General features: G+C 67.1%; 18 protein-coding genes. 5 read left to right on the plus strand and 13 right to left on the minus strand.

Going from position 1 to position 21,590, the window contains the following annotated elements; genetic code table 11:
* Positions 1-36 precede the first annotated feature (36 nt).
* Positions 37-945 (plus strand): hydroxymethylglutaryl-CoA lyase, encoded by a 909-nt coding sequence (locus CAL26_RS25325; RefSeq protein ID WP_094849396.1) that lies wholly within the window; start codon positions 37-39, stop codon positions 943-945.
* Between the two features lie 52 nt (positions 946-997).
* Entirely contained in the window at positions 998-1,486 is a 489-nt protein-coding gene (locus CAL26_RS25330; protein WP_094849397.1) for a hypothetical protein, read from the plus strand.
* A 2-nt stretch (positions 1,487-1,488) separates the two neighbouring features.
* Here the strand turns inward: CAL26_RS25330 and CAL26_RS25335 are convergent, their stop codons facing one another.
* The 8 genes from CAL26_RS25335 to CAL26_RS25370 all read right to left on the minus strand — a co-directional run bounded on the left by CAL26_RS25335 (position 1,489) and on the right by CAL26_RS25370 (position 11,114).
* Entirely contained in the window at positions 1,489-2,463 is a 975-nt protein-coding gene (locus tag CAL26_RS25335; RefSeq protein WP_179283528.1) for an amino acid ABC transporter substrate-binding protein, read from the minus strand.
* Between the two features lie 179 nt (positions 2,464-2,642).
* Positions 2,643-3,932, minus strand: a complete 1,290-nt coding sequence (locus tag CAL26_RS25340) for a phenylacetate--CoA ligase family protein (protein ID WP_094849399.1) — start codon at positions 3,930-3,932, stop codon at positions 2,643-2,645.
* Positions 3,933-3,979: 47 nt separating this feature from the next.
* Positions 3,980-4,801: an ABC transporter ATP-binding protein gene (locus CAL26_RS25345; RefSeq protein WP_094849400.1), complete on the minus strand. Its 822-nt coding sequence runs from the start codon at positions 4,799-4,801 to the stop codon at positions 3,980-3,982.
* Positions 4,798-6,132 carry an ABC transporter substrate-binding protein gene (locus tag CAL26_RS25350; RefSeq protein WP_094849401.1) on the minus strand — a complete coding sequence of 445 codons (1,335 nt, stop codon included), beginning with the start codon at positions 6,130-6,132 and terminating at the stop codon, positions 4,798-4,800. Before CAL26_RS25350 ends, CAL26_RS25345 begins: the two co-directional genes overlap by 4 nt.
* 83 nt (positions 6,133-6,215) lie before the next feature.
* Entirely contained in the window at positions 6,216-7,280 is a 1,065-nt protein-coding gene (locus tag CAL26_RS25355; protein WP_094849402.1) for a branched-chain amino acid ABC transporter permease, read from the minus strand.
* A 32-nt stretch (positions 7,281-7,312) separates the two neighbouring features.
* Positions 7,313-8,242: a branched-chain amino acid ABC transporter permease gene (locus CAL26_RS25360; RefSeq protein WP_094849403.1), complete on the minus strand. Its 930-nt coding sequence runs from the start codon at positions 8,240-8,242 to the stop codon at positions 7,313-7,315.
* Positions 8,243-8,260: 18 nt separating this feature from the next.
* Positions 8,261-9,010, minus strand: coding sequence for an ABC transporter ATP-binding protein (locus CAL26_RS25365; RefSeq protein WP_232464998.1), 750 nt, complete (start codon positions 9,008-9,010; stop codon positions 8,261-8,263).
* Positions 9,011-9,140: 130 nt separating this feature from the next.
* Positions 9,141-11,114: an AMP-dependent synthetase/ligase gene (locus CAL26_RS25370; RefSeq protein ID WP_373454506.1), complete on the minus strand. Its 1,974-nt coding sequence runs from the start codon at positions 11,112-11,114 to the stop codon at positions 9,141-9,143.
* A gap of 198 nt (positions 11,115-11,312) precedes the next feature.
* Between CAL26_RS25370 and CAL26_RS25375 the strand changes: the two genes are divergently transcribed.
* Both CAL26_RS25375 and CAL26_RS25380 read left to right on the plus strand, forming a co-directional pair.
* Positions 11,313-11,999 carry a Crp/Fnr family transcriptional regulator gene (locus CAL26_RS25375; RefSeq protein WP_094849405.1) on the plus strand — a complete coding sequence of 229 codons (687 nt, stop codon included), beginning with the start codon at positions 11,313-11,315 and terminating at the stop codon, positions 11,997-11,999.
* Positions 12,000-12,160: 161 nt separating this feature from the next.
* A complete protein-coding gene (locus CAL26_RS25380) occupies positions 12,161-14,533 on the plus strand; it encodes a hypothetical protein (RefSeq protein ID WP_094849406.1) in 2,373 nt (790 codons plus the stop codon).
* On the opposite strand, the gene CAL26_RS25385 is transcribed toward CAL26_RS25380, so the two are convergent.
* The 5 genes from CAL26_RS25385 to CAL26_RS25405 all read right to left on the minus strand — a co-directional run bounded on the left by CAL26_RS25385 (position 14,530) and on the right by CAL26_RS25405 (position 20,589).
* Positions 14,530-15,252 carry an ABC transporter ATP-binding protein gene (locus CAL26_RS25385; RefSeq protein ID WP_094849407.1) on the minus strand — a complete coding sequence of 241 codons (723 nt, stop codon included), beginning with the start codon at positions 15,250-15,252 and terminating at the stop codon, positions 14,530-14,532. The two genes, CAL26_RS25380 and CAL26_RS25385, sit on opposite strands and share 4 nt — an antisense overlap.
* Before the next feature lie 47 nt (positions 15,253-15,299).
* Complete coding sequence (locus CAL26_RS25390) at positions 15,300-17,228, minus strand: branched-chain amino acid ABC transporter ATP-binding protein/permease (protein ID WP_094849408.1); 1,929 nt, start codon at positions 17,226-17,228, stop codon at positions 15,300-15,302.
* Between the two features lie 10 nt (positions 17,229-17,238).
* Positions 17,239-18,111 carry a branched-chain amino acid ABC transporter permease gene (locus CAL26_RS25395; protein WP_094849409.1) on the minus strand — a complete coding sequence of 291 codons (873 nt, stop codon included), beginning with the start codon at positions 18,109-18,111 and terminating at the stop codon, positions 17,239-17,241.
* Positions 18,112-18,198: 87 nt separating this feature from the next.
* Positions 18,199-19,428 (minus strand): ABC transporter substrate-binding protein, encoded by a 1,230-nt coding sequence (locus tag CAL26_RS25400; protein ID WP_094849410.1) that lies wholly within the window; start codon positions 19,426-19,428, stop codon positions 18,199-18,201.
* A gap of 531 nt (positions 19,429-19,959) precedes the next feature.
* Entirely contained in the window at positions 19,960-20,589 is a 630-nt protein-coding gene (locus CAL26_RS25405) for a LysE/ArgO family amino acid transporter (protein WP_094849411.1), read from the minus strand.
* 66 nt (positions 20,590-20,655) lie between these two features.
* Here CAL26_RS25405 and CAL26_RS25410 point away from each other — a divergent pair, with 66 nt between their 5' ends.
* On the plus strand, positions 20,656-21,558 hold the full coding sequence (locus CAL26_RS25410; RefSeq protein WP_094850080.1) for a LysR family transcriptional regulator ArgP: 903 nt from the start codon (positions 20,656-20,658) through the stop codon (positions 21,556-21,558).
* Positions 21,559-21,590 lie beyond the last annotated feature (32 nt).

The raw sequence follows: 21,590 nt of genomic DNA on the forward strand, positions 1-21,590 counted from the left end.
TCGCGCTATATCGCCGCATTCAGCCAGGAATACGCCATGCCTGCTCCCTCCCGCGTCAAAATCGTCGAAGTCTCCCCGCGCGACGGCCTGCAGAACGAAAAGGATTTCGTTCCGACCGACGTCAAGATCGAACTCGTGAACCGGCTCGCCGCGGCGGGCTTTCCCAACATCGAAGCCACGTCCTTCGTGTCGCCCAAGTGGGTCCCCCAGATGGCCGACGCCGCGCAGGTGATGGCGGGCATAGACCGCAAGCCGGGCATCATCTATTCCGTATTGACGCCCAACATGAAGGGCTTCGAAGCCGCCCGCGACGCCGGCGCCGATGAAGTCGTGATCTTCGGCGCGGCCAGCGAAGCCTTTTCGCAGAAGAACATCAACTGCTCGATCGCCGAGTCCATCGCGCGCTTCGAGCCGGTCGCGGCCGCCGCCAAGGCGGCGGGGCTGCGGCTGCGCGGATCCATCAGCTGCGCGCTGGGATGTCCCTACCAGGGCGACGTGCCGGTGGCCGCGGTGGTCGACGTGGCGCAACGCTACCTGGCGCTGGGCTGCGATGAGATCGACGTCGCCGACACCATAGGCGTGGGCACGCCCCGGCGCGTGCGCCAGGTGATGGACGCGGTCACCGCCGTGGTCGATCCGGCGCGTATCTCGGGCCATTTCCACGACACCTACGGCCAGGCCGTGGGCAACATCGCGGCGGCGCTGGATAGCGGCATTGCCATCTTCCATGCCTCGGTGGCGGGACTGGGCGGCTGTCCCTATGCCAAGGGCGCCACGGGCAACGTGGCCACGGAAGACGTGCTGTATCTGCTGCGCGGCATGGACATCGAGACCGGCATCGATTTCGACGCGGTCGTCGACATCGGGCAATGGATGTCGGCGAACCTGCATCGCAAGTCTTCCAGCCGCGCGGGCAACGCCGTCGCGGCCAAGCGGGCGGCCTGACAGCCCGCCGCCTAACCATCAGCCACCCGCTGGAGGCGCCGACGCGCAAACCATGAACCGCCCCGCCGAGCCGCCTTCATACATTCCGCTTGCCGCATTGCTGCAAGAGATCGGCCCTTTGCCGCTCAACGGCCAGGCCTGGCCAGACTGGGTGAAGATCCTCGCCTGGATACTGCTGGCGGCGTTGGGATGGGAGATCGTCACTACCATCATCCGGCTGTACAGCGGCACCTTGAATCCGCTGCTGCTCGGCGGGGTGCTGGTGTGCTTCCTGGCCTTGGGCGTGGTGGCGTGGTCCATGCAGACCTCCATCACCACGATAGACAGCCAGGGCTTGCGGCAGACCTGGCTGACGAAACGCGAGATCGCCTGGGACGACATCGGCAGCGCGCGCTTCGTGCCGATGATCTTTTCCAAGCGGCTGATGATCGTCAGCCGCGCGGGCAGGACGCTGACTTTCCAGGGCGGCACGCGCGACCTGGAAAAGGCCTTCATGCAGATCGCTGCGACCTACCAGGGCAGGCCGCCGGCGGCCCGCTGATATCAGCGGATGGGCAGCGCGTACATCAGCCCGCCCTGGTTCCACTGCGCGTTCAGGCCGCGCTGCAGTTTCAGCGGGCTGCCCTGGCCGACATTGCGCTCGAAGCTTTCGCCGTAGTTGCCGACCTGCTTGACGATGTTGTAGGCCCAGTCTTCGCCCAGCCCCATGTTCTTGCCGGCGCCCGCGGTCACGCCCAGGATGCGCTTGATGTTGGGGTTTTCGGTGCTGCCCTTCAACTGGTCCACATTGGCCGAGGTGATGCCGTATTCCTCGGCTTCGATCATCGCCGACAGGGACCAGGACACGATGTTCAGCCAGTTGTCGTCGCCCTTGCGCACGAAGGGGCCGAGCGGCTCCTTGGAAATGATCTCGGGCAGGACGACGTAGTCGTCCGGATTGTGCAGCTTGGAAATGCGTATCGACGCCAGGCCCGAGGCGTCCGTGCTGAACACGTCGCAGCGGCCGGCGGCGAAGGCATTGACCACTTCGTTGAACTGCTCGATGACGACCGGCTTGTATTCGATGCGGTTGGCGCGCGCCCAGTCCGCCAGCGTGTTTTCATTGGACGTCCCGGCCTGCAGGCACACCGTCGCGCCGTTCAATTCCTTGGCGCTCTTCACGCCCAGCGACTTGGGCACCATGAAGCCCTGGCCGTCATAGAAGTTGACGCCGGCGTGGATGATGCCCAGCGCGGTGTCGCGCTGCTGCGTGACCGTGGTGTTGCGGGCCAGCAGGTCGATTTCGCCGGATTGCAGCGCGGTGAAGCGCTGTTGCGCGTCCAGCGGCACGATCTTGGTCTTGTTGGCATCGCCCAGGACCGCCGCGGCCACGGCGCGGCACAGGTCCACATCCAGCCCATGCCACACGCCCTTGGCGTCCGGCGCCGAAAAGCCGGCAAAGCCGGTGGTGGTGCCGCACAGCACCATGCCGCGCTGGCGCACGGTGTCCAGCGTCGCGCCATGGGCGGCCTGGGCCATCAGCGCCAGCAGGACGGCGCCGACGATGGCCGGCAGTTTGAACAAACGGGAGGGGAGTCCGATACGCATGAGTTTCCTTCTTGCTAACAGCCTGGATGATGCGCGGCGCCCGTGGATGGGGCCGCCAGGCGCCAAGCTTAACGCGCCGGCATCGATCGGTGAACCTGAAGCTTATAAGCTCAAGCGTGGTTACGCGTGTCGTCGATGACCTTGCCGTCATTGGGCAGGCTGTCCGGCGCGCACAGGATGACCTCGGCGCGCAGCTTGGCGACGTCGCGCACCGAGCGCGCGATGGCCTCGGCCAGGCCGGCGGGCGCGGCGTCGGCCTCTACCCGCAGGGTCATCGTATCGGCGCCGATCTCGCCGCCGATCACCAGGCGAGCGCGCAATGCCTCGGGATGGCGGCGCAGGATATCGGCGACCTGCGACGGATGCACGAACAGGCCGCGGACCTTGGTGGCCTGGTCGGCCCGCCCCAGCCAGCCGCGGATGCGCGTATTGGTCCGGCCGCAGGGCGACGTGCCGGGCAGCACGGCGGACAGGTCGCCGGTGCCGAAGCGCACCAGCGGGTAATCCGGATTCAGCGTGGTCACCACGACTTCGCCGACTTCGCCTTCCGGGACGGGGTCGCCGGTGCCCGGACGCACGATCTCGACGATGATCTCCTCGCCCAGCACCAGGCCTTCGCGGGCCGGCGTTTCGTAGGCGATCAGGCCCAGGTCGGCGCTGCCGTAGGCCTGGTAGGCATCGACGCCGCGCGCCGACAGGCTGTCGCGCAACGCGGCGGGAAAGGCCTCGCCCGATACCAGCGCGTGGCGCAGCGTCGGCAAGGCAAGGCCAAGTTCGTCCGCCTTGTCCAGGATGATCTTCAGGAAGCTGGGCGTGCCGGTATAGGCGGCCGGCGCCAGGTCGCGGATGGCGCGCACCTGCTGCTCGCTCTGGCCGGTGCCGCCGGGGAATACCGTGCAGCCGATCGCATGCGCGGCGGTTTCCATCATCGAACCGGCGGGGGTGAAGTGATAGGAAAAGCAGTTGTAGACCAGTTGGCCCGGGCGGATACCGGCCGCGTACAGGGCACGGCCGAAGCGCCAGTAATCGCGGCGCGCGCTCTCCGGTTCGTAGATGGGGCCGGGCGAGGCGAAGACGCGCAGCGCCTGTCCCCAGCCGATCGCGGCGAATCCGCCCATGGCCCGGGCGGCGCCGTCCGGCCCCGGGTCGCCGCCAGCCGCGGCGCCATCGCGGCTGGCCTGCTGCCGCGCCAGCAGTTCGGACTTGCGCAGCACCGGCAGGCCGGCCAGGGCCTGGCGCGATACGACGGCATGCGGGTCGACGCCGCCAAGCTGCGCGGCGATCGCGGGCGCGCGCGCCATGGCCTGGGCGATGGCCTGCGGCAGGGCCGCCATCAGTTCTTCTTCGCGCGCCTCCGGCGGCCGCGTTTCCAGCGTATCGAAGTAAGCGGCGTGGCGCATGGGATCGGCTCCGGCGATGCGTGGCTTGGTGGGTATGCCGGCCGGCCTCAGGCCAGCCAGCGCTTGCGGCGGCGATAGAACTTGGTGTCGCGGAAACTGCGCCGCGCGCCGCTGGAAATGCCCAGGTAGAACTCCTTGACGTCCTCGTTGCTGCCCAGCGCGGCGGCGTCGCCGTCCATCATCACGCGGCCGTTCTCCAGGATGTAGCCGTAGTCGGCGTAACGCAGCGCGATATTGGTGTTCTGTTCCGCCAGCAGGAAACTGACGCCTTCGCGCTGGTTCAGGTCGCGCACGATCTGGAAGATTTCCTCGACGATCTGCGGCGCCAGGCCCATGGACGGCTCGTCCAGCAGGATCATGGCGGGACTGGCCATCAGGGCGCGCCCGATGGCCGTCATCTGCTGTTCGCCGCCCGACGTATAACCCGCCTGGCTGCCGCGCCGCTGCTTGAGCCGCGGAAAATACTGGTACACCCTTTCCAGCGCGGCTTCGGTATCGGCGCGGCCCAGCCGGCGCGTGTAGGCGCCGGTGCGCAGGTTGTCTTCCACGGTCAGGTGGGCGAAGCAATGGCGCCCTTCCATCACCTGCACCACGCCGCGTCGCACCAGGTCGGCCGGCGACAGGCGGTCGACCCGTTCGCCGCGGTAGCGGATGCTGCCCTTGGTGACCTCGCCGCGCTCGCCCCGCAGCAGGTTGGACACCGCGCGCAAGGTGGTCGTCTTGCCCGCGCCGTTGGCCCCCAGCAGCGCCACGATGCGCCCTTCCGGCACGCGCAGCGACACGCCCTTCAGCACCAGGATCACGTGGTTGTAGATGACCTCGATGCCGTTGACGTCCAACAGCGGCGCGGGCTCCGCGGCGGCGCTCACCCCTGGGCCCCGCAATTGACCGGGGTGATGTTCTTCTCCTTGGCGTACTTGGCCGCGGTTTCCTTGACCAGGGGATCGACCATGCTCTTGTCGGCCTGGTACCAGTCGGAGACCACCTTGAACTTGGACCCATCCCATTGCACGATGCGCGACCAGTCCGCGCCCAGGTGGTTGGCGCAGGATGTCTTGAACGGCCGCACGATGTTGCCGAAGCCCAGCTGATTCAACCGTTCCTGCGTCAGGTTCAGGTTCTCGAAGCCCCAGCGCACCTGTTCCGGCGTCATGGACTTGCCCTTGCCGTATTTCTCCTGCGCGGTGCGGATGGCCTCGACCTGCAGCATGGAGATGATCATGCCGCGCATATGGGCAATGGTGCCCACGGAATTGCCGGTCTTGTCGCTGCCGTCACCCTTGTCGTAGACGAACTTCTTCAGGTCTTCCGACACCTTGCCGGGCTCGCCGCTGTTGTGGATGGTGATGGCGTTGTAGCCCTTCGCCACGGCGCCCAGGTCCTTGACGTCGCCTTCGGAACCGGCCCACCAGATGGCATACATTTTTTCGCGCGGATAGCCGCTGGCCTGGGCTTCGCGGATGGCGGTCGGCGTCATGATGCCGGCGCTCCACAGCAGCACGTAGTTCGGCCGCGACTGGCGGATCTGCAGCCAGGTGGATTTCTGTTCCACGCCGGGCGCGGTGACCGGATAGAGCAGCAGTTCGAAGCCGTCCTTGGCGGCGCGCCGCTGCAGTAGCGGAATGGGTTCCTTGCCGTAGGGCGAGTCGTGATAGACCAGGGCGATCTTCTTGCCCTTCAGGCTGCCGCCCTCTTTCTTGGTGATGTCCTGGATCATGGTGTCGGCCGCCGTCCAGTAGGTGCCCAGCAGCGGAAAGTTCCACTGGAAGACCGAACCGTCGACAGCCTGCGACAGGCCATAGCCCACCGTTTCCACCGGCACCTTGTCCTGCGGCGCCTTGTCGCTGACCGCGAAAGTGATGCCGGTGGACTGCGTGTCGAAGCCGGAGGCGCCGGTCGGCGCATGGGCCTTCAGGCGCTCGTAGCACTCCACGCCGCGGTCGGTGGCGTAGGCGGTCTCACACTCTTCGAAGGTGATCTTCACGCCGTTGATGCCGCCGTCGCGCGCGTTGACCAGCTTCAGGTAGTCCAGCTTGCCGTCGGCCCAGGGGATGCCCAGCGGTGCGAAGGACCCGGTGCGATAGACCAGCAGCGGGACGAACTGCTCGTCCGCCCAGGCCGGCAGGCTGGCCGAACCGAGCACGGCGGCGAGCCCGGCGGCGACCGCCGCGTATCGAATATTCAAGCGTTTCATCTCCATGTCCTCCAGGGTGGTGTGCGTGACACCTGTTTGTGCCCGGGTCCGGCGCTCGGCGCCGGCCCGGAACGTTATGGATATGCCTGTCAATGCGGGAACGGCCAGATGCGCAGTTTCTCCTTGCCTATGCTCCACAGGCGCGCCAGTCCATGCGGCTCGGCGATCAGGAAGAACACGATCAACGCGCCGAACACCATGTGCTCGATATGCGATGCGATATCGACGGCCAGCGGCAGCCCGAGCACGCGCGGAATATTCGTCAGCAGCACCGGCAGCAGCACGATGAAGGCGGCGCCGAAGAAGCTGCCCAGGATCGATCCCAGGCCGCCGATGATCACCATGAACAGCAGCTGGAAGGAACGCCCCAGGTCGAAGGCCAGCGGTTCCCATGCGCCCAGGTGGATGAAGCCCCACAGCACGCCCGCCACGCCGACGATGAAGGAACTGACGGCGAAGGCGGTCAGCTTGGCGTACATGGGCCGGATCCCGATGACGGCGGCGGCCACGTCCATATCGCGGATCGCCATCCATTGCCGGCCCATGGCGCCGCGCACCAGGTTCTTGGCAAGCAGGGTGAACACCGCCACGACGGCCAGGACGAACAGGTATTTCTGCACCGAGCTCTGCAGCGGCACGCCGAACACTTCCAGCGGCGGCACCGATACGCTGCCCGACGGCGAGTAGTTGGTGAAGAACGGGATGCGCAGGAACGCCCAATCGACGAAGAACTGGGCAGCCAGCGTCGCCACCGCCAGGTACAGGCCGCGGATGCGCAGGCTGGGGATGCCGAATACCACCCCGACGGCGGTGGCGCACAGGCCGCCCAGCACCATCTGCAGCAGCAAGGGCATCGCGGGGATGCGCACGCCGAAATTCCAGGCCGCGTATGCGCCCACGGCCATGAAGGCGCCGGTTCCCAGGGATATCTGCCCGCAATAGCCCACCAGCACGTTCAGGCCGACGGCGGCCAGCGACAGGATCAGGAACGGGATCAGGATGGCGCGCAGGAAATAGTCGCTGGCCAGCAGGGGCACGCCGATGAAGGCGATCGCCAGCAGCACCGCCACGAAAACCTTGTCCTGCAGGATCGGGAAGATCTGCTGGTCGGCCAGGTAGCTGGTCTTGAATTGTCCGTTCTCGCGATAGAGCATGGCGCTTTCCTAGTCCCTTGGCGACCGTCGCCCTAAACCCGATCGATGATTTTTTCGCCGAACAGGCCCTGCGGCCGGAACAGCAGGAAGGCCAGCGCCAGCACGTAGGCGAACCAGATTTCGATGCCGCCGCCCACCATCGGACCCAGATACACCTCCGACAGCTTTTCGCCGACGCCGATGATCAGCCCGCCCAGGATGGCGCCCGGAATCGACGTCAGGCCGCCCAGGATCACTACCGGCAAGGCGCGCAGCGCGGCTGTCGACAAGGTGAACTGCACGCCGAACTTCGAACCCCAGATCACCCCGGCCACCAGCGCGACCAGGCCGGCCACGCTCCACACCACCACCCAGATGCGGTTCAGCGGAATGCCGACGGATTGCGCGGCCTGATGATCGTCGGCCACGGCGCGCAGCGCCCGCCCGGTGCCGGTGTACTGGAAGAACAACGCCAGCAGCGCCACCATCAAGGCGGCGATCACGGCCGCGGTCAGGTCCTCCAGGTTGAGCAGCAGCCCGCCTTCGAACATCTTGTCCAGGATCAGCGCGGGCTCCTTGGGCATGCCGACGTTGATGGAGTAGACCGAACTGCCGAAGGCGATCTGGCCGGCGCCATCCAGGAAGTAGCTGATGCCCAGCGTCGCCATCAGCAGCGTGGTGGCCTCCTGGTTGACCAGATGCCGCAACACCAGCGCTTCCACCACGCGCGCCAGCGCCATCATCAGCGCCGCGCTGACGATGAATGCCAGCGTGTTGGCCAGCAGGGGCGAGTCGAAACCCAGCCAGCGCGGGATCCATTCGGAAAACCGCGCCATCGCCAGCGCGGCCACCAGCACCATCGCGCCCTGGGCGAAGTTGAACACTCCCGACGCCTTGAAGATCAGCACGAAGCCCAGGCCGATCAGCGCATAGAGCATCCCGCTCATCAGTCCGCCGAACAGGGTTTCCAGGAAAAATCCCATCGCGCGCTCCTTGTCGCGTCAGTGCGATACGCCCAGGTAGGCGCGCACGACTTCCTCGTTGGCGCGCACCTGGTCCGGATCGCCGTCGCCGATCTTGCGGCCGTAGTCCAGCACGACGACGCGGTCGGAGATGTCCATGACCACCCCCATATCGTGTTCGATCAACACGATGGTGGTGCCGAACTCATCGTTGACGTCGAGGATGAAGCGGCACATGTCCTGCTTTTCCTCGATGTTCATGCCGGCCATCGGCTCGTCCAGCAGCAGCATGCGAGGCTCCATGGCCAGGGCGCGGCCCAGGTCCACCCGCTTCTGCAGGCCGTACGGCAGACGGCCGACCGGCGTTTTGCGATAGGCCTGGATTTCCAGGAAATCGATGATGTTCTCGACGAACTCGCGGTGCCGCACTTCCTCGCGGGCGGCGGGGCCGATGCGCAGGGCCTGCGCCAGCAGGCCGCATTTCATGCGCAGGTTGCGGCCGGTCATGATGTTGTCCAGCACGCTCATGCCCTTGAACAGCGCCAGGTTCTGGAAGGTGCGGGCGATGCCCATTTCCGCGGCACGGCGCGGGGTCATGCGCGCATAGTGCTGGCCCTGGAATACGATGGCCCCCTGCTGCGGCGTGTAGACGCCGTTGATCACGTTCAGCATGGAGCTCTTGCCGGCGCCATTGGGACCGATGATGGCGCGGATTTCATGTTCCCGCACGTCGAAGGAAATATCCGTCAGCGCCTTCACCCCGCCGAAGCGCAGCGAGATGTTCTGCATGTCCAGGATCACGCCGCCGATCCGGCGCGCGCGGTCCGGATGGTCGCTGCGCGCGGCCTGCGCCGACGCCGCCTGGGCGGCGTCGGCGACGTTTGCGGTAGGAAGCGGCATAGCCGCGCTGTATGCCATCTCAGGCTGCCTTGCCGGCGACGGCGGAATATGTTCGCACATCGCGAATCGCGAGGTCGGCGGCGATGCGTCCTGTCCGCCCGTCTTCGAACTTGACCTCGGTTTCGATGTGGCGCGACGCGCTGCCGTCGTACAGCGCATCCACCAGCACCGCGTACTTCTGCGCGATGAAGGCGCGGCGCACCTTGCGCGTGCGCGTCAGTTCGTCGTCGTCCGGGTCGAGCTCCTTGTGCAGGATCAGGAAGCGCCGCACCTGCGACGCGGCCAGGCGTTCGTCGCGCGCCAGTTCGGCATTGGCCTGTTCCACGCAACCGGCGATCAGCGCATAGACCACGTCCTTGCCCGCCAGATCGGTGTATCCGGCATACGGCAGCCCGCGCCGCTCCGCCCAGTTGCCCACGGCTTCCAGGTCGACGTTGATGAAGGCGCAGACCGCGTCGCGCCCGGCGCCGAAGGCCACGGCTTCCTTGATGTAGGGAAAGAACTTGAGCTTGTTCTCGATGTACTTGGGCGCGAACAGGCTGCCATCCGCCAGCTTGCCCACGTCCTTGGCGCGATCGATGATCTTCAGGTGACCGTCCGCATCCAGGAAGCCGGCGTCGCCGGTGTGGAACCAGCCCTCTTCGTCGCGCGCCGCGCGGGTCGCCTCGTCGTTTCGGTAGTACTCCTTGAACAGGCCGGGACTCTGCACCAGGATCTCGCCGTTTTCCGCCACCTGGATGCGCACGCCGCGCACCGGCGGCCCGACCGTGTCGGCACGCACCTGGCCATCGGGCTGCACGCAGACGAACACCGATGTTTCGGTCGAGCCGTACAGCTGCTTCAGGTTGATGCCGATCGAACGGTAGAAGGTGAACAGGTCCGGGCCGATGGCCTCGCCCGCCGTGTAGGCCACGCGCACGCGGCTCATGCCCAGCGCGTTGCGCAGCGGGCCGTACACCAGCAGGTCGCCCAGCGCATAGCGCAGCCGATCGACGACGCCGACGGATTCGCCGTCCAGCAGGCGCACGCCCACGCGGCGGGCCAGCGCCATGCAGGACTTGAACAGGCGGCGCTTGATGAAGCCGGCGTCTTCCATGCGTATTAGCACGTGGGTAAGCAGGTCTTCCAGGATGCGGGGCGGCGCGAAGTAGTACGTGGGCCCGATGTCGCGCATGTCGATCGCCACGGTGGCCGGCGATTCGGGATGGTTCACGGTAAAGCCCGTGACCAGCAGCTGCGTATACGAGAACATGTTCTGGCCGATCCATGCCGGCGGCAGATAGGCCAGTACGTCTTCGCGGTCGGTCAGGTGTTCCATGGCTTCGACCGCGCGCGCCCGGTCGATCAGCGCCGCATGCGTCAGCACCACGCCCTTGGGCTTGCCGGTGGTGCCGGACGTGTAGAACATCGCCGCGGTGTGGTCCGGCCGCACCGCGGCGGCGCTGCGCTCGAAGAAGGCCGGATCGGCCTGGGCGCGCTCGGCGCCCAGGCGCAGCAGTTCGTCGAAGGACATGAGCGCGGCATCGCCGTAGTGGCGCAAGCCGCGCGGATCGTCATAGACGATATGCCGCAGCGCCGGGCAGATTTCCCGCGCCTCCAGCATCTTGTCGACCTGTTCCTGGTCTTCGGCGATCGCGACGCCGACCTCCGCGTCGCGCAGCACATAAGCCATTTCCTGCGCGACGGCATCCTGGTACAGCGGCACGGGTATCGCGCCCAGCGCCTGCGCCGCCATCATGGCGATGTACAGCCGCGGCCGGTTTTCGCCGACGACGGCCACGTGCTGCCCGGGTTGCACGCCGAGCGCCGCCAGTCCGTGGGCGACGCGGTCGGCCAGGCCGGCCACCTGGGCCCAGGTCAGGGCCTGCCAGATTCCCAGGTCTTTTTCGCGTATGGCGGGACGCTGCCCGCGCAGTCGCGCATGCATAAGCAGCAGGGCGGGGAAGGTATCCGCCGCCGGCCCCGGCGGGGCTACGGGCTGGGATGGCGCCACGTTGTCTCCTGTATGGTTCCGCCATGCCGGCCTGCCGGGCGATCGTGCCGCCACGGCGTTGCCGGTCATCGCGGACCGCGCATGTTGTGATGCAAAGCTGCGCTGCAATGTGTGGTTAAGGTATAAGCTTGCATCGGACCCAACTGTCGCATTCGCGACAATTCTGGGCGATTCAGGGACGATCTAGGGTATATCCCGATGCAAGTCATCGACTCCTTGCAATTGGCTGCTGCGTGGTTTCGTTTGCTGACAGCGGACGAACAAGCCCGTGTGGAAAAAGACCTGACGGTGCAGCAAGTGCCGGCCGGCACCATCATCGAGCGCAAGGGCCAGATGGCGCAGGCGTGGATCGGCGTTTTGGCGGGCCTGGTCAAGGTGTCGGTCGGCAACGCCGAAGGGCGCATGGCGTCCCTGACCGGCGTGCCCGCCGGCGGCTGGTTCGGCGAAGGCTCGCTGTTGAAGCGCGAAGCGCGCAAGTACGACGTGGTCGCGTTGCGCGACTCGGTGATCGCGCGCCTGCCGGCGGCCACGTTCGAATCGCTGCTGGACAGCAGCATTCCCTTCAACCGCTACCTGCTGCACCTGCTGAACGAGCGCGTGGCGCAGTTCATCGGCAAGGCCGAGAACGACCGCCTGCTGGATGCGGACGCGCGCGTGGCGCGCTGCCTGGCGGAGTTGTTCAATCCCATCCTGTATCCCGGCATGGGGCTGCGCCTGAGCATCACGCAGGAGGAAGTCGGCTACCTGGCCCGCGTATCGCGGCAGCGCGCCAATCGCGCGCTCTGCAATCTGCAGGAAGCCGGCCTGCTGAAGGTGGAGTATCGCGGCGTGCGGGTGCTGGACCTGAACGGCCTGAAGGACTACGAAGCCGCCAAGCGGCGCTAGCCGCGCGCCGCTAGCCGCGCGCCGCTAGCCGCGCACCGCCGACCACGCGGCGCGGGATACGTGGCCCGATCGGGCGCATGGAACTCGGCGGGGTGCCGCAGGACACACGGCGCAAGCTTGCCGACCCACCCCGCCACCGCGCCCCCGCCCGTCGCCATCCCATGTACCTTCACGTCCAGCCCCGTTTCGACACCGCATTCTGGAGCCCCTATACCCCGCCCTCCCGCCAAGCCGAACGCGGCGGCGACCGGCCGGCGGACGACGCCGCGCCGCTGAGCTATTCGGAAGCGCGGCACGGCCCGCATGCCGCGTTCCGCGACGGGCCCGACTTCCCTGCCTACAAGGAGGAAATGCGTACCGGCCTCGCGTTCCTGGCCGACTTCTGCCGGCGGCATCGCCTGCCCGACGCGGAAGGCATCGCGGCCAACCTTGACACCTTCTTTCGCCATCGCTTCGACGACCCGCACTATTTCAGCACCCGCGCCGGCATCGTCGATTCGCGCGGCAAACAATCGCTGGATGAGTTCTGCTGGATGATCCGCCACGACACGATGGACCTGGACGTGAAGAAAGCCGCCGTCCGCGATCTGGCGATGGGCATCACGGAATGCGCCGACGGCGCGGTGTCGAATCTCGTCTCGGCGGCGCGCAAGCTGGCCCTGGCCGCCGGCGGCGTGCGCGGCACGCTCTGGGAAATCAAGGAGCAGGCCGCGCGCGATACGCTGTTGGGCGCGGTGCAGGAATATTTCGCCCGGCAACCGGGCTATCACCCCGGCAACGAAATCCACTACGTCACGACCGCGTGGAACAGCCTGGCCGGAGGCTTCGGATTCGACCCGGACCCCGATGGCACGAGGATGCCCGACGCGCAGGACTGCAAGTTCCTGCACATCTGCGGCCAACGTCTCGGCTTGGCGCTGACGCCGGACCGGCTCGCCCTGACGCTGGCGGAAACCTGCCTGGCCCGGTTCAACGAAAGCCTCCCCACGCATCGGGACCCGCCCGCGGCTTCCTGGACGCCCGCCGTGCAGGAAGCCTTCATGGACAAGTTGCGCCAGATCGGCGGCGACTGCGGCCTGACCTGGGAAGATGGCGAGCGCCTGGACGCCGACACGCAAACCTGGCGGCACCGCGAAAGCGACCTGCGCCTGCGCAGCTTCGTCAAGCTGCGGCAACGGGACGATGCCTGCACCTACCTGCCGCGCACCGATGCATCGCTGATCGCGCTGGACATCCTGCGCGCCATGGCGGCACTGCGGCTATTGCCAGCAGGCAATCAGCCGAAAAACTACGGCGAATGGATCGAGGCGGACGGCACCCGGGGCGCGCTGTTCGCCTACGGCCAGTTGGCATGGATCGCGCGTGCCGACGCCAGCGCGGCTTTCGCCCCACCGCTGTGGGACGCCACCGCCGTGGACATCGAGCTGTCCACCTTGCGCGACCTGCTGCGGTGGCGGGACACATCGCTCGGCGACGACCGTCCCCTCCCGCCCAGGCCGGCATTGCTGCAATCCATCCGGAACACCGACGCGGCCCGGCTGGCGCGGATGCCGATACAGTGGGTGAACGACCCCGACTGCGCCGAGCCCTTCCTGGCAAGGCTGGGCGAGGATGGCACGACGCAATACCTGGATGCCCACGCGCGCACCCTGGGCACGTTGGCGCCGTACGAACGCGACAGGCTGCTCACCGGCCTGCTGCGCGCGAACATGCGGCGGTCCATTCCGGCCGTGACGCGGCACTGGTCCGCCAGTCTGGCGGTACGGGTGGATATCGTCCATGACCTGCTGCGCTGCCACGCCATCCCCGAGTTGCGCGACGCCCTGCTGGCCGACGATGCCGCCGCGGCGGTCATGGCATGGCTCGCGGCGTGGCGGACGCCGGGGTTGCTGGATTTCATCGCGCCCAGGATCGGCCGCCTGCTGAACGCCCTGTACATGGGCTCACCCGTGCTATCGACCGCCTTGCGTTCCGGCCGCGCCGCGCCGGTGGATGCATTCTTCATGCTGTTGAGGGAACTGCTGAAGGACGAGCACATCCGCTCGCACCTCCAGCATGGGCTGCCCGAACTGCTGCGCGCCATGGACTTCCTGGGCGCGCCCACGCTTTCCCTCGCCATGGCCAGCGGCCATACCGCGGCGGTGCAGGCCTACTACGACGGCGTCAGCGGATTGCTCGCCGAGCCGGTCCACGCGGCGATCGGGCCGGCGCTGCGGGGCGCATTGCCGGACTTGCTGACGGCAACCGCGGAGGCGGGCGACTCGGGATTGGCCTATGCCCTGGCGAACGGCCATGCGGCGGTGATCAAGGCCTTCCACGACATCATCGTCAAATTCCTGGGCGACGCCGGCACGGCGCCCTGGATCAGCCCGCGCCTGCCCGATATGCTCGACGCGGTGGACGGCGACGGCAGGGCGGGCCTGATGCTGGCCGTGAAGGGGGGCCATGCGGACGCGGCGTTCGCCTACGTCGCCTTGCGCTCGGACCCCGTCATCATGGCGTTGTTGCCGGCGGATCGGCAAGCGGCGCGCTAATGGCTGGTGCCCAGGTAGGCGGCGACCACCGCCGGATCGCCCTTCAGTTTCTGCGGCGTGCCATGCACGGAAATACGGCCGTTTTCCAGCACATAGCCGTAGTCGGCGACGTTCAACGCGGCGGCGGCGAACTGCTCCACCAGCAGCATGGTCACGCCCTGCTCCTTCAAGCGGCCGATGATGCGGAACACTTCCTCCACCAGGATGGGCGCCAGGCCCATGGACGGCTCGTCCAGCAGGACCAGCTGGGGATTCAGCATGACCGCGCGCGCCATCGCCAGCATCTGCTGCTCGCCGCCCGACAAGGTGCCCGCCAGCTGCTCGCGCCTTTCCTTCAGGCGGGGAAACAGGTCCATGGCGCGGTCCAGGTCGGCCCGGACATCGCCGCGCGGGCGGCTGCCGGTCAGCCGGGGATAGGCGCCCAGCAGCAGGTTGTCCGTCACGGACAAAGTGGGAAAGACGCGCCGTCCTTCCGGCGAATGGGCCAGCCCCAGCCGGGCGATGCGGTGCGACTCCAGGCCGTCGATGCGGCGGCCTTCCAGCGTGATCTCGCCCGCGCTGGGCTTGATCATGCCGGACAGGGCGCGCATGGTGGTGGTCTTGCCGGCGCCGTTGGAGCCGATCAGGGTCACCACCTTGGCTTGCGGCACTTCCATGCTGATCCCGTGCAATACCTTGACCTTGCCGTAGCCGGCTTCCAGGTTGCTGATCGATAACATGACGGTTGTTCTCCTTGTGTCCGGCTGTTGCACCACGCCTGGCCGGCTTAGGCCGTCACCGCGCCGCCCAGGTAGGCTTCCACGACGCGGCTGTCGGCCTGCACCTGGGCAGGCTGGCCTTCGGAGATCTTCTGGCCGAAGTCCAGCACCGACACGGTGTCGCAGACGCTCATCACCACGTCCATGTGGTGTTCGATCAGGATCAGCGTGATGCCGTGGTCGCGCACCTTGCGGATGATCTGCAGCAGTTCCGCGATGTCCGGCGCGGTCAGGCCGGCTGCCGGCTCGTCCAGCAGCAACAGTTGCGGGTCCAGCGCCAGGGCGCGGGCGATTTCCAGCAGGCGCTGCTTGCCGTAAGGCAGGTTGCGGGCTTCTTCGGCCGCGTACGACTCCAGCCCGACGAAATCCAGCAGGGCCAGCGCGCGGGCGCGCGCGGCGGTTTCCTCGCCCTTCCAGCGGGGGGTGCGCAGCGCGATGTTGGTCAGTCCGGTCCGGAAGCTGTGGTGCAGGCCGACCAGCACGTTTTCCAGGGCCGTCATTTCGCCGAACAGGGCGACGTTCTGGAAGGTGCGCGCGATGCCTGCGCCGGCGATCTGCGCCGGCACCATGCCGGCCAGCGATCGGCCATTGAACTCCACGGTGCCGCCGGTGGGTACATAGATGCCGGTCAGCACGTTCATCATCGTGCTCTTGCCGGAGCCGTTGGGGCCGATCAGGCCATGGATGGTGCCACGCCGGACCACCAGGTCGACCTGGTTCAGCGCCTTCAGCCCGCCGAACTGCATCACCACGCCCTTGGCGTTGAGCAGGACGTCGCCGCCGTCCGCGCCCGCGGCCTGCGGGACGGCCTCGATGCGATGCGCCAGCTCGGTGCTGACCGCCAGGGCCTTGCGGCCGGTCTGGAAGAACAGGTTGCGCACGAAGCCGACGATGCCGTCGGGCAGGTAATACACCACGAACAGGATCATGGCGCCGAAGATGGTCAGGCGCCAATCGGTCAGGGCCTCGACCCAGAAGGAAAACACCGCCAGCAGGATGGTGCCGGCCACCGGCACCGCCATCCGGTTCGGCGTCGCGCGACCCTTTGCGATGGCGATCGCCGCGCCCACCGCCATCAGGATGGCCAGCGTCAGGGCAATCGCGCGGAAGGTGCCGATGTCGTCCAGCATCTTGGGCAGCAGCACGACGATCGCGGCGCCCAGCAGCGCGCCGACCCGCGATTTGCGCCCGCCCATGATGATCGCCAGCAGGAACAGGATGGTGAGCTCAAAGTTGTAGGTGTTGGGCGAGATGTACTGCTCCGAATAGGAGTACAACGCACCCGCGAGGCCGGCGAAACCGGCGCTGATCACGAAGGCCACCACCTTGTAGCGGTAGACGGAAACACCCATGCAGTCGGCGGCGATGGGGCTGTCGCGCAGGGCTTCGAAGGTGCGGCCGATGTGCGATTTCAGGATGCGGTGCACGACCAGCAGCGCCAGGACCAGCAGCACCGCCACCAGCCAGAAGTATTCGGCCTTGGTCAACACGTGGCCGTTGAAGGATGGCTTGTTGATCTTGATGCCCAGCGGCCCTTCGGTCAGGAAGGTCATTTCGTTGATCAGGATCTGGATGATGGTGCCGAAGGCCAGCGTGACCATGGCCAGGTAGGGGCCGGTCACCCGCAGCGCGGGCAGCGCCAGCACCGCGCCGAACAGGGCGGCGATCAGGATGGCGGCCGGCAGGATGATGCCGATGGGCATCTGCAGGTGGAACACCATCACGCCCGCGACATACGAGCCGATGCCGAACAGGCCGGCGTGGCCCAGCGATACCTGCCCCGTATAGCCCACCACGATATCCAGCCCGAACAACAGGATGGCGTAGATCATGATGGTCTCGATCAGGTGCAGGTAATACGGATTCGTGACGGCCAGGGGCAAGCCCGCCAGCACGACGATGCCCACTACCGAAGCGATGAAGGTCAGCGATCTCATGTCTGGGGCCTCACACCTTTTTTATAGCGGTTTTTCCGAAGAGGCCCGCCGGCTTGACGGCCAGCACCAGGAGCAGCAGCACCAGCCCGGGGACATCCTTGTAGCCGGTCGAAATATAGAAACCCGTGGTCGTTTCCGCGATGCCCAGGATCAGCCCGCCGACGATCACGCCGGTGCCGCTGGACAGGCCGCCGATGATGGCGACGGCGAAGGCCTTCAATCCCAGCACCGCGCCCATGGTCGCGCCCGTCAAGGTCAGCGGCGCGATCAGCACGCCAGCGAACGCCGTCGTCAGCGACGACAGCGCGTAGGACAAGGTGATGACCAGATTGGTATTGATGCCCATCAGTCCCGCCGCGGCACGATCGGCCGACGTCGCCACGAAGGCCTTGCCGTAGATGGACTTGCGATTGAACAGCTCCACCAGCAGCATCATCGCCAGCGCGCCCACCACGACCAGCAGCTCCATCGGCAGCACGTTGGCTCCCGCCACCTGGATCGGCGACATCGGCAGCGGCGAAGGAAACGGCAGGTCGTCGCGGCCCCATACGTTTTCCGCGACATTGCGAAAGATGATGCCCAGCGCGATCGTCGCCATGATCCAGCCGAACTCCGAGCGCGTCTTGATGGCCGGCCGCACGCCGACCCGCTCCACCACCGCGCCCTGCAGGAAACCGAACAGGCAGACCAGCGGAATCATGACCCAGTAGTTCACGCCCTCGCCCACCAGGGACAGGCCCACCAGCGCGCCCAGCATCAGCGCTTCGCCCTGGCCGAAGTTCAGCGTGCCCGAGGTGGCGAACGTCAGCTGGTAGCCGAACGCGATCACCGCGTAGATCATGCCCAGCGCGATGCCGCTATAGATAAGCTGTAGAAGAATCATGGGACATCCACGTCAAGGAACCGCCGCCCCGCGCCCAGGCGGCGCGGGCGGCAGCGGGAGTTACCGCAAGACAGGCGTCGCGGACGGCTACTTGGCCTGGGCCGATGCAACCTTGGCGCTGGCGTCCTTCTTGCGCGGCTGCGCCGTGGCCTTGATGTCGTCCGGATAGGCATAGACCACGCGGCCATCCTTGACCTCGCCGAACACCACCAGGTTCGCCGTGATGGCGTCGTGGTCGTCATGCGTGAACGGATGGTCGTAGGTCATGACCACGCCTTCCACCGGCGTCTGCAGGTTTTCCAGGGCGGCGCGGATCTTCGGCCCATCGGTGGAGTTGGCCTGCTTGATGGCCGCGGCCAGCAGATAGATCGAGTCGTAGCCCTGCGCCGCCGACACCGGGGAATCGATGCGGTTGTTCTTGGGCTTGAACTTGGCCAGGTAGGCGTCGATGAAGGCCTTGCGCTTGGGCGTATTGGGTTCCTGGATGAAGGTCTGCGGCATCCGCGCGCCCGAGCCGTTGGGTCCGGCGTTGTCGATGTAGTTGGCCATCGACAGCGTCCAGCTGCCTATCATGGGCACCTTCCAGCCCAGCTTGGCCATGCCGTTGGCGATCTGCGCCAGTTCCGGGCCGATGCCGTAGGTCAGGATGGCCTCGGCGCCAGCCTGCTTGGACTTCAGCAGCTGCGCCGTCATGTCGACGTCCTTGATGTTGAATTTTTCCACGGCGACCGCCTTGACGCCCTTGGCCGCCAGCGCCTTTTCCAGGTCCTCGCGGCCCAGCTGGCCGTAGTTGGTGGAGTCGGCCAGGATCGCCACCTTTTTGTAGCCGTCGCGCACCACCGCTTCTTCCACGATCATCGGCGCCTGGATGCTGTCGTGCGCGGCATTGCGGAACACGTAGTTGTCGGCGTCGGTGAACTGGTGAGTGATCACGCTGCCCGTCGCCACGTTGTTGAAGACGGGGATCTTGGCGTCCTGGTAGAAACGCTGCGACGCCAGCGCCACGCCGGTGTTGATGAAGCCGACCGTGGCGACCACCTGTTCCTTGTTGATCAGTTCCTGGGCGATCTGCACGCCGCGCTCGTTCTTGGCTTCATCATCGCGTTCGATCAGCACCAGCTGCCGGCCCAGCACGCCGCCGTTCTTGTTGATTTCCTCCGCTGCCAGCCGCACGCCGTCGCGCATGCTGACGCCCATGGAGGACGAGCCGCCGGTATAGGGGCCGGACACGCCGATCTTGATGGGGTCGGCGGCATAGGCGCCGCCGGTCAGTGCAATTGCAAGGGTTCCTACCAGCAGTTTTAAACGATGGTTCATCGTTGTCTCCGTTGTCGATATCGATGCTGCGTTGGAAAACCGTTCTGTGCGATCAGAGGATTGCGGTGGCGAGGCTCCTGACGGGGTCGCCCGCGCGCGCCGCCGCGACGATGCGCGGCAGGGGTGCGACGAAGCTGGAAAAAGATGGCCGATGCGGAGTGCAAAGGTCATGAGGCAGGGGCGTCGCGGCAGGGGCGACGCTCGTGTGTCCGTATTCCGCGGCGGCGGAAACCATGCCTTCTCCCTCGATCTTCTTTTATGCGGCCGGGGCCGTGCGAGGCGGGTGCGTGCATTATGTGGCGCGTGTCGACGCAGCCGCTGTCTCCTCGCGCTCAATGATAGTGAGCGCGCAGCGCGGGCTCAATGCTGCTTTCATTAGGGATTGCCCGCGCGCCGAAAGTTTCGCGTAAGTTCCACTGCCTTACCGCGCGCGAACCGGGCCGTCACCGGGGTTTTATGTCGTGGCGCGAGCGAAACTGTCGACAAAGCGAAGGCGGCGGCACGGCCGCTCCCTACAGCACGCGCGCCAAGCTACAGCACGCGCGCCAAGAGCCGGCACGCGAGCGCGGCCATGACGATGGCCATGCCGCCATCCAGCAGGCGCCAGGCGCGCGGATCGCGGAACAGCGGCCGCAGCAGCCGCGCGCCGCCGCCCAGCGCCAGCAGCCATAGCAGGCTGGCGGTCATGGCCCCCGCCGCGTAGGCCGCGGCGTTGTGGCCGAAACCCTGGGCCAGCGAGCCGACCAGGATGACGTCCATCCAGAAGTGCGGATTGATCACCGTGAAGCCCAGCGCGCCCAGCATGGCGGCGCGCCGCGTTCCGGCGGCCTGGCGCGCGGGCGCGAGCCCGCCCCCGGCGGACCAGGCGCGCCGCGCCGCGCGCGCCGCATACAGGGCCAGGAAGACGGCGCCGGCCCAGGCCACCGCCGGCATGATCCAGGGCGCCTGGCCAGACAGCGTGCGCCAGGCCATCACGCTGAGCGCGATGCACAGCGCGTCGGCGGCGGCGCACACGGCCAGCACGCTGCCGATGTGGGCGCGCTGCAGGCCCTGCCGCAGGATGAAGGCGCTTTGCGCGCCCACGGCCGCGAACAGGCCCAGGCCGGTGCCCAGCCCGGATAGCCACGGAAGAAAAATGGAAGCGTTCATGATGGCGGCCATTCTGGCTTGCCGTGGCCATGAAGAACAGCTAAATTTCCTAATCCATATTTAGCAACGCTAATGCATATGAACCTGGATCATGCTCAGCTGCGCGCCTTGGCCGCCGTCGTGCGCGAAGGCAGTTTCGAGCGCGCCGCGGCCGCCCTGCATGTGACGCCGTCGGCCGTTTCCCAGCGGATCAAGGCGCTGGAAGACCGGGTCGGCCGCCTGCTGGTGCAACGGACGACGCCGACGACGGCGACGCCGGACGGGCGGGTCCTCGTCCAGCTGGCGGAGCAGGCGACGCTGCTGGAGCACGACGCCCTGAACCGGCTGGGCGTGGCCGAAGACGCGCCGCAGGCCACGCTGCCGGTCGCGGTCAACCACGACAGCCTGGAAACCTGGTTCATGGACGCGGCGGTGAACTTCGCCGCCCGCACGCGCGCCACGCTGGACCTGCGGGCGGAAGACCAGGACCACACCGCCGAACTCCTGCGCGGCGGCGCCGTGATGGGCGCGGTCACCACCCTGGCCGAACCGGTGCAGGGCTGCCGCCTGCATGCACTGGGCAGCATGCGCTACGCGGCGACGTGCAGCCCCGACTTCCACGGACGCCATTTCGCCGACGGCGTCGATGCCCGTTCGCTCAGCCAGGCCCCGGTGCTGGTCTACAACCGCAAGGACGCGCTGCAGGGGCGCTTCGCCCGGCGCATCCTGCGCGGCGCGGCCTGGCAGCCGCCGGTGTGGTGGCTGCCTTCGGCGCGCGCCTTCGTGCGCGCCTCGCTGGCGGGATTGGGCTGGACCATGAATCCCCTGGCGCTGGTGCAGGCTGACCTCGACGCGGGACGGCTGGTGCTGCTGCGGGCGCGCGCCTTCGAAGACACGCCGCTGTACTGGCAGCACTGGCGGGTGGCGTCCGACACCATGGCGGCGTTGACGGACGCCGTGCTGGCCGCCGCGCGCGGGCTGATACGCCGGCGCGGGGGCTGAGTAAACTAGCCCCATCATCCTTGGAGACTACT

The organism is Bordetella genomosp. 9 (assembly GCF_002261425.1).
Lineage (GTDB): Bacteria > Pseudomonadota > Gammaproteobacteria > Burkholderiales > Burkholderiaceae_B > Bordetella_C.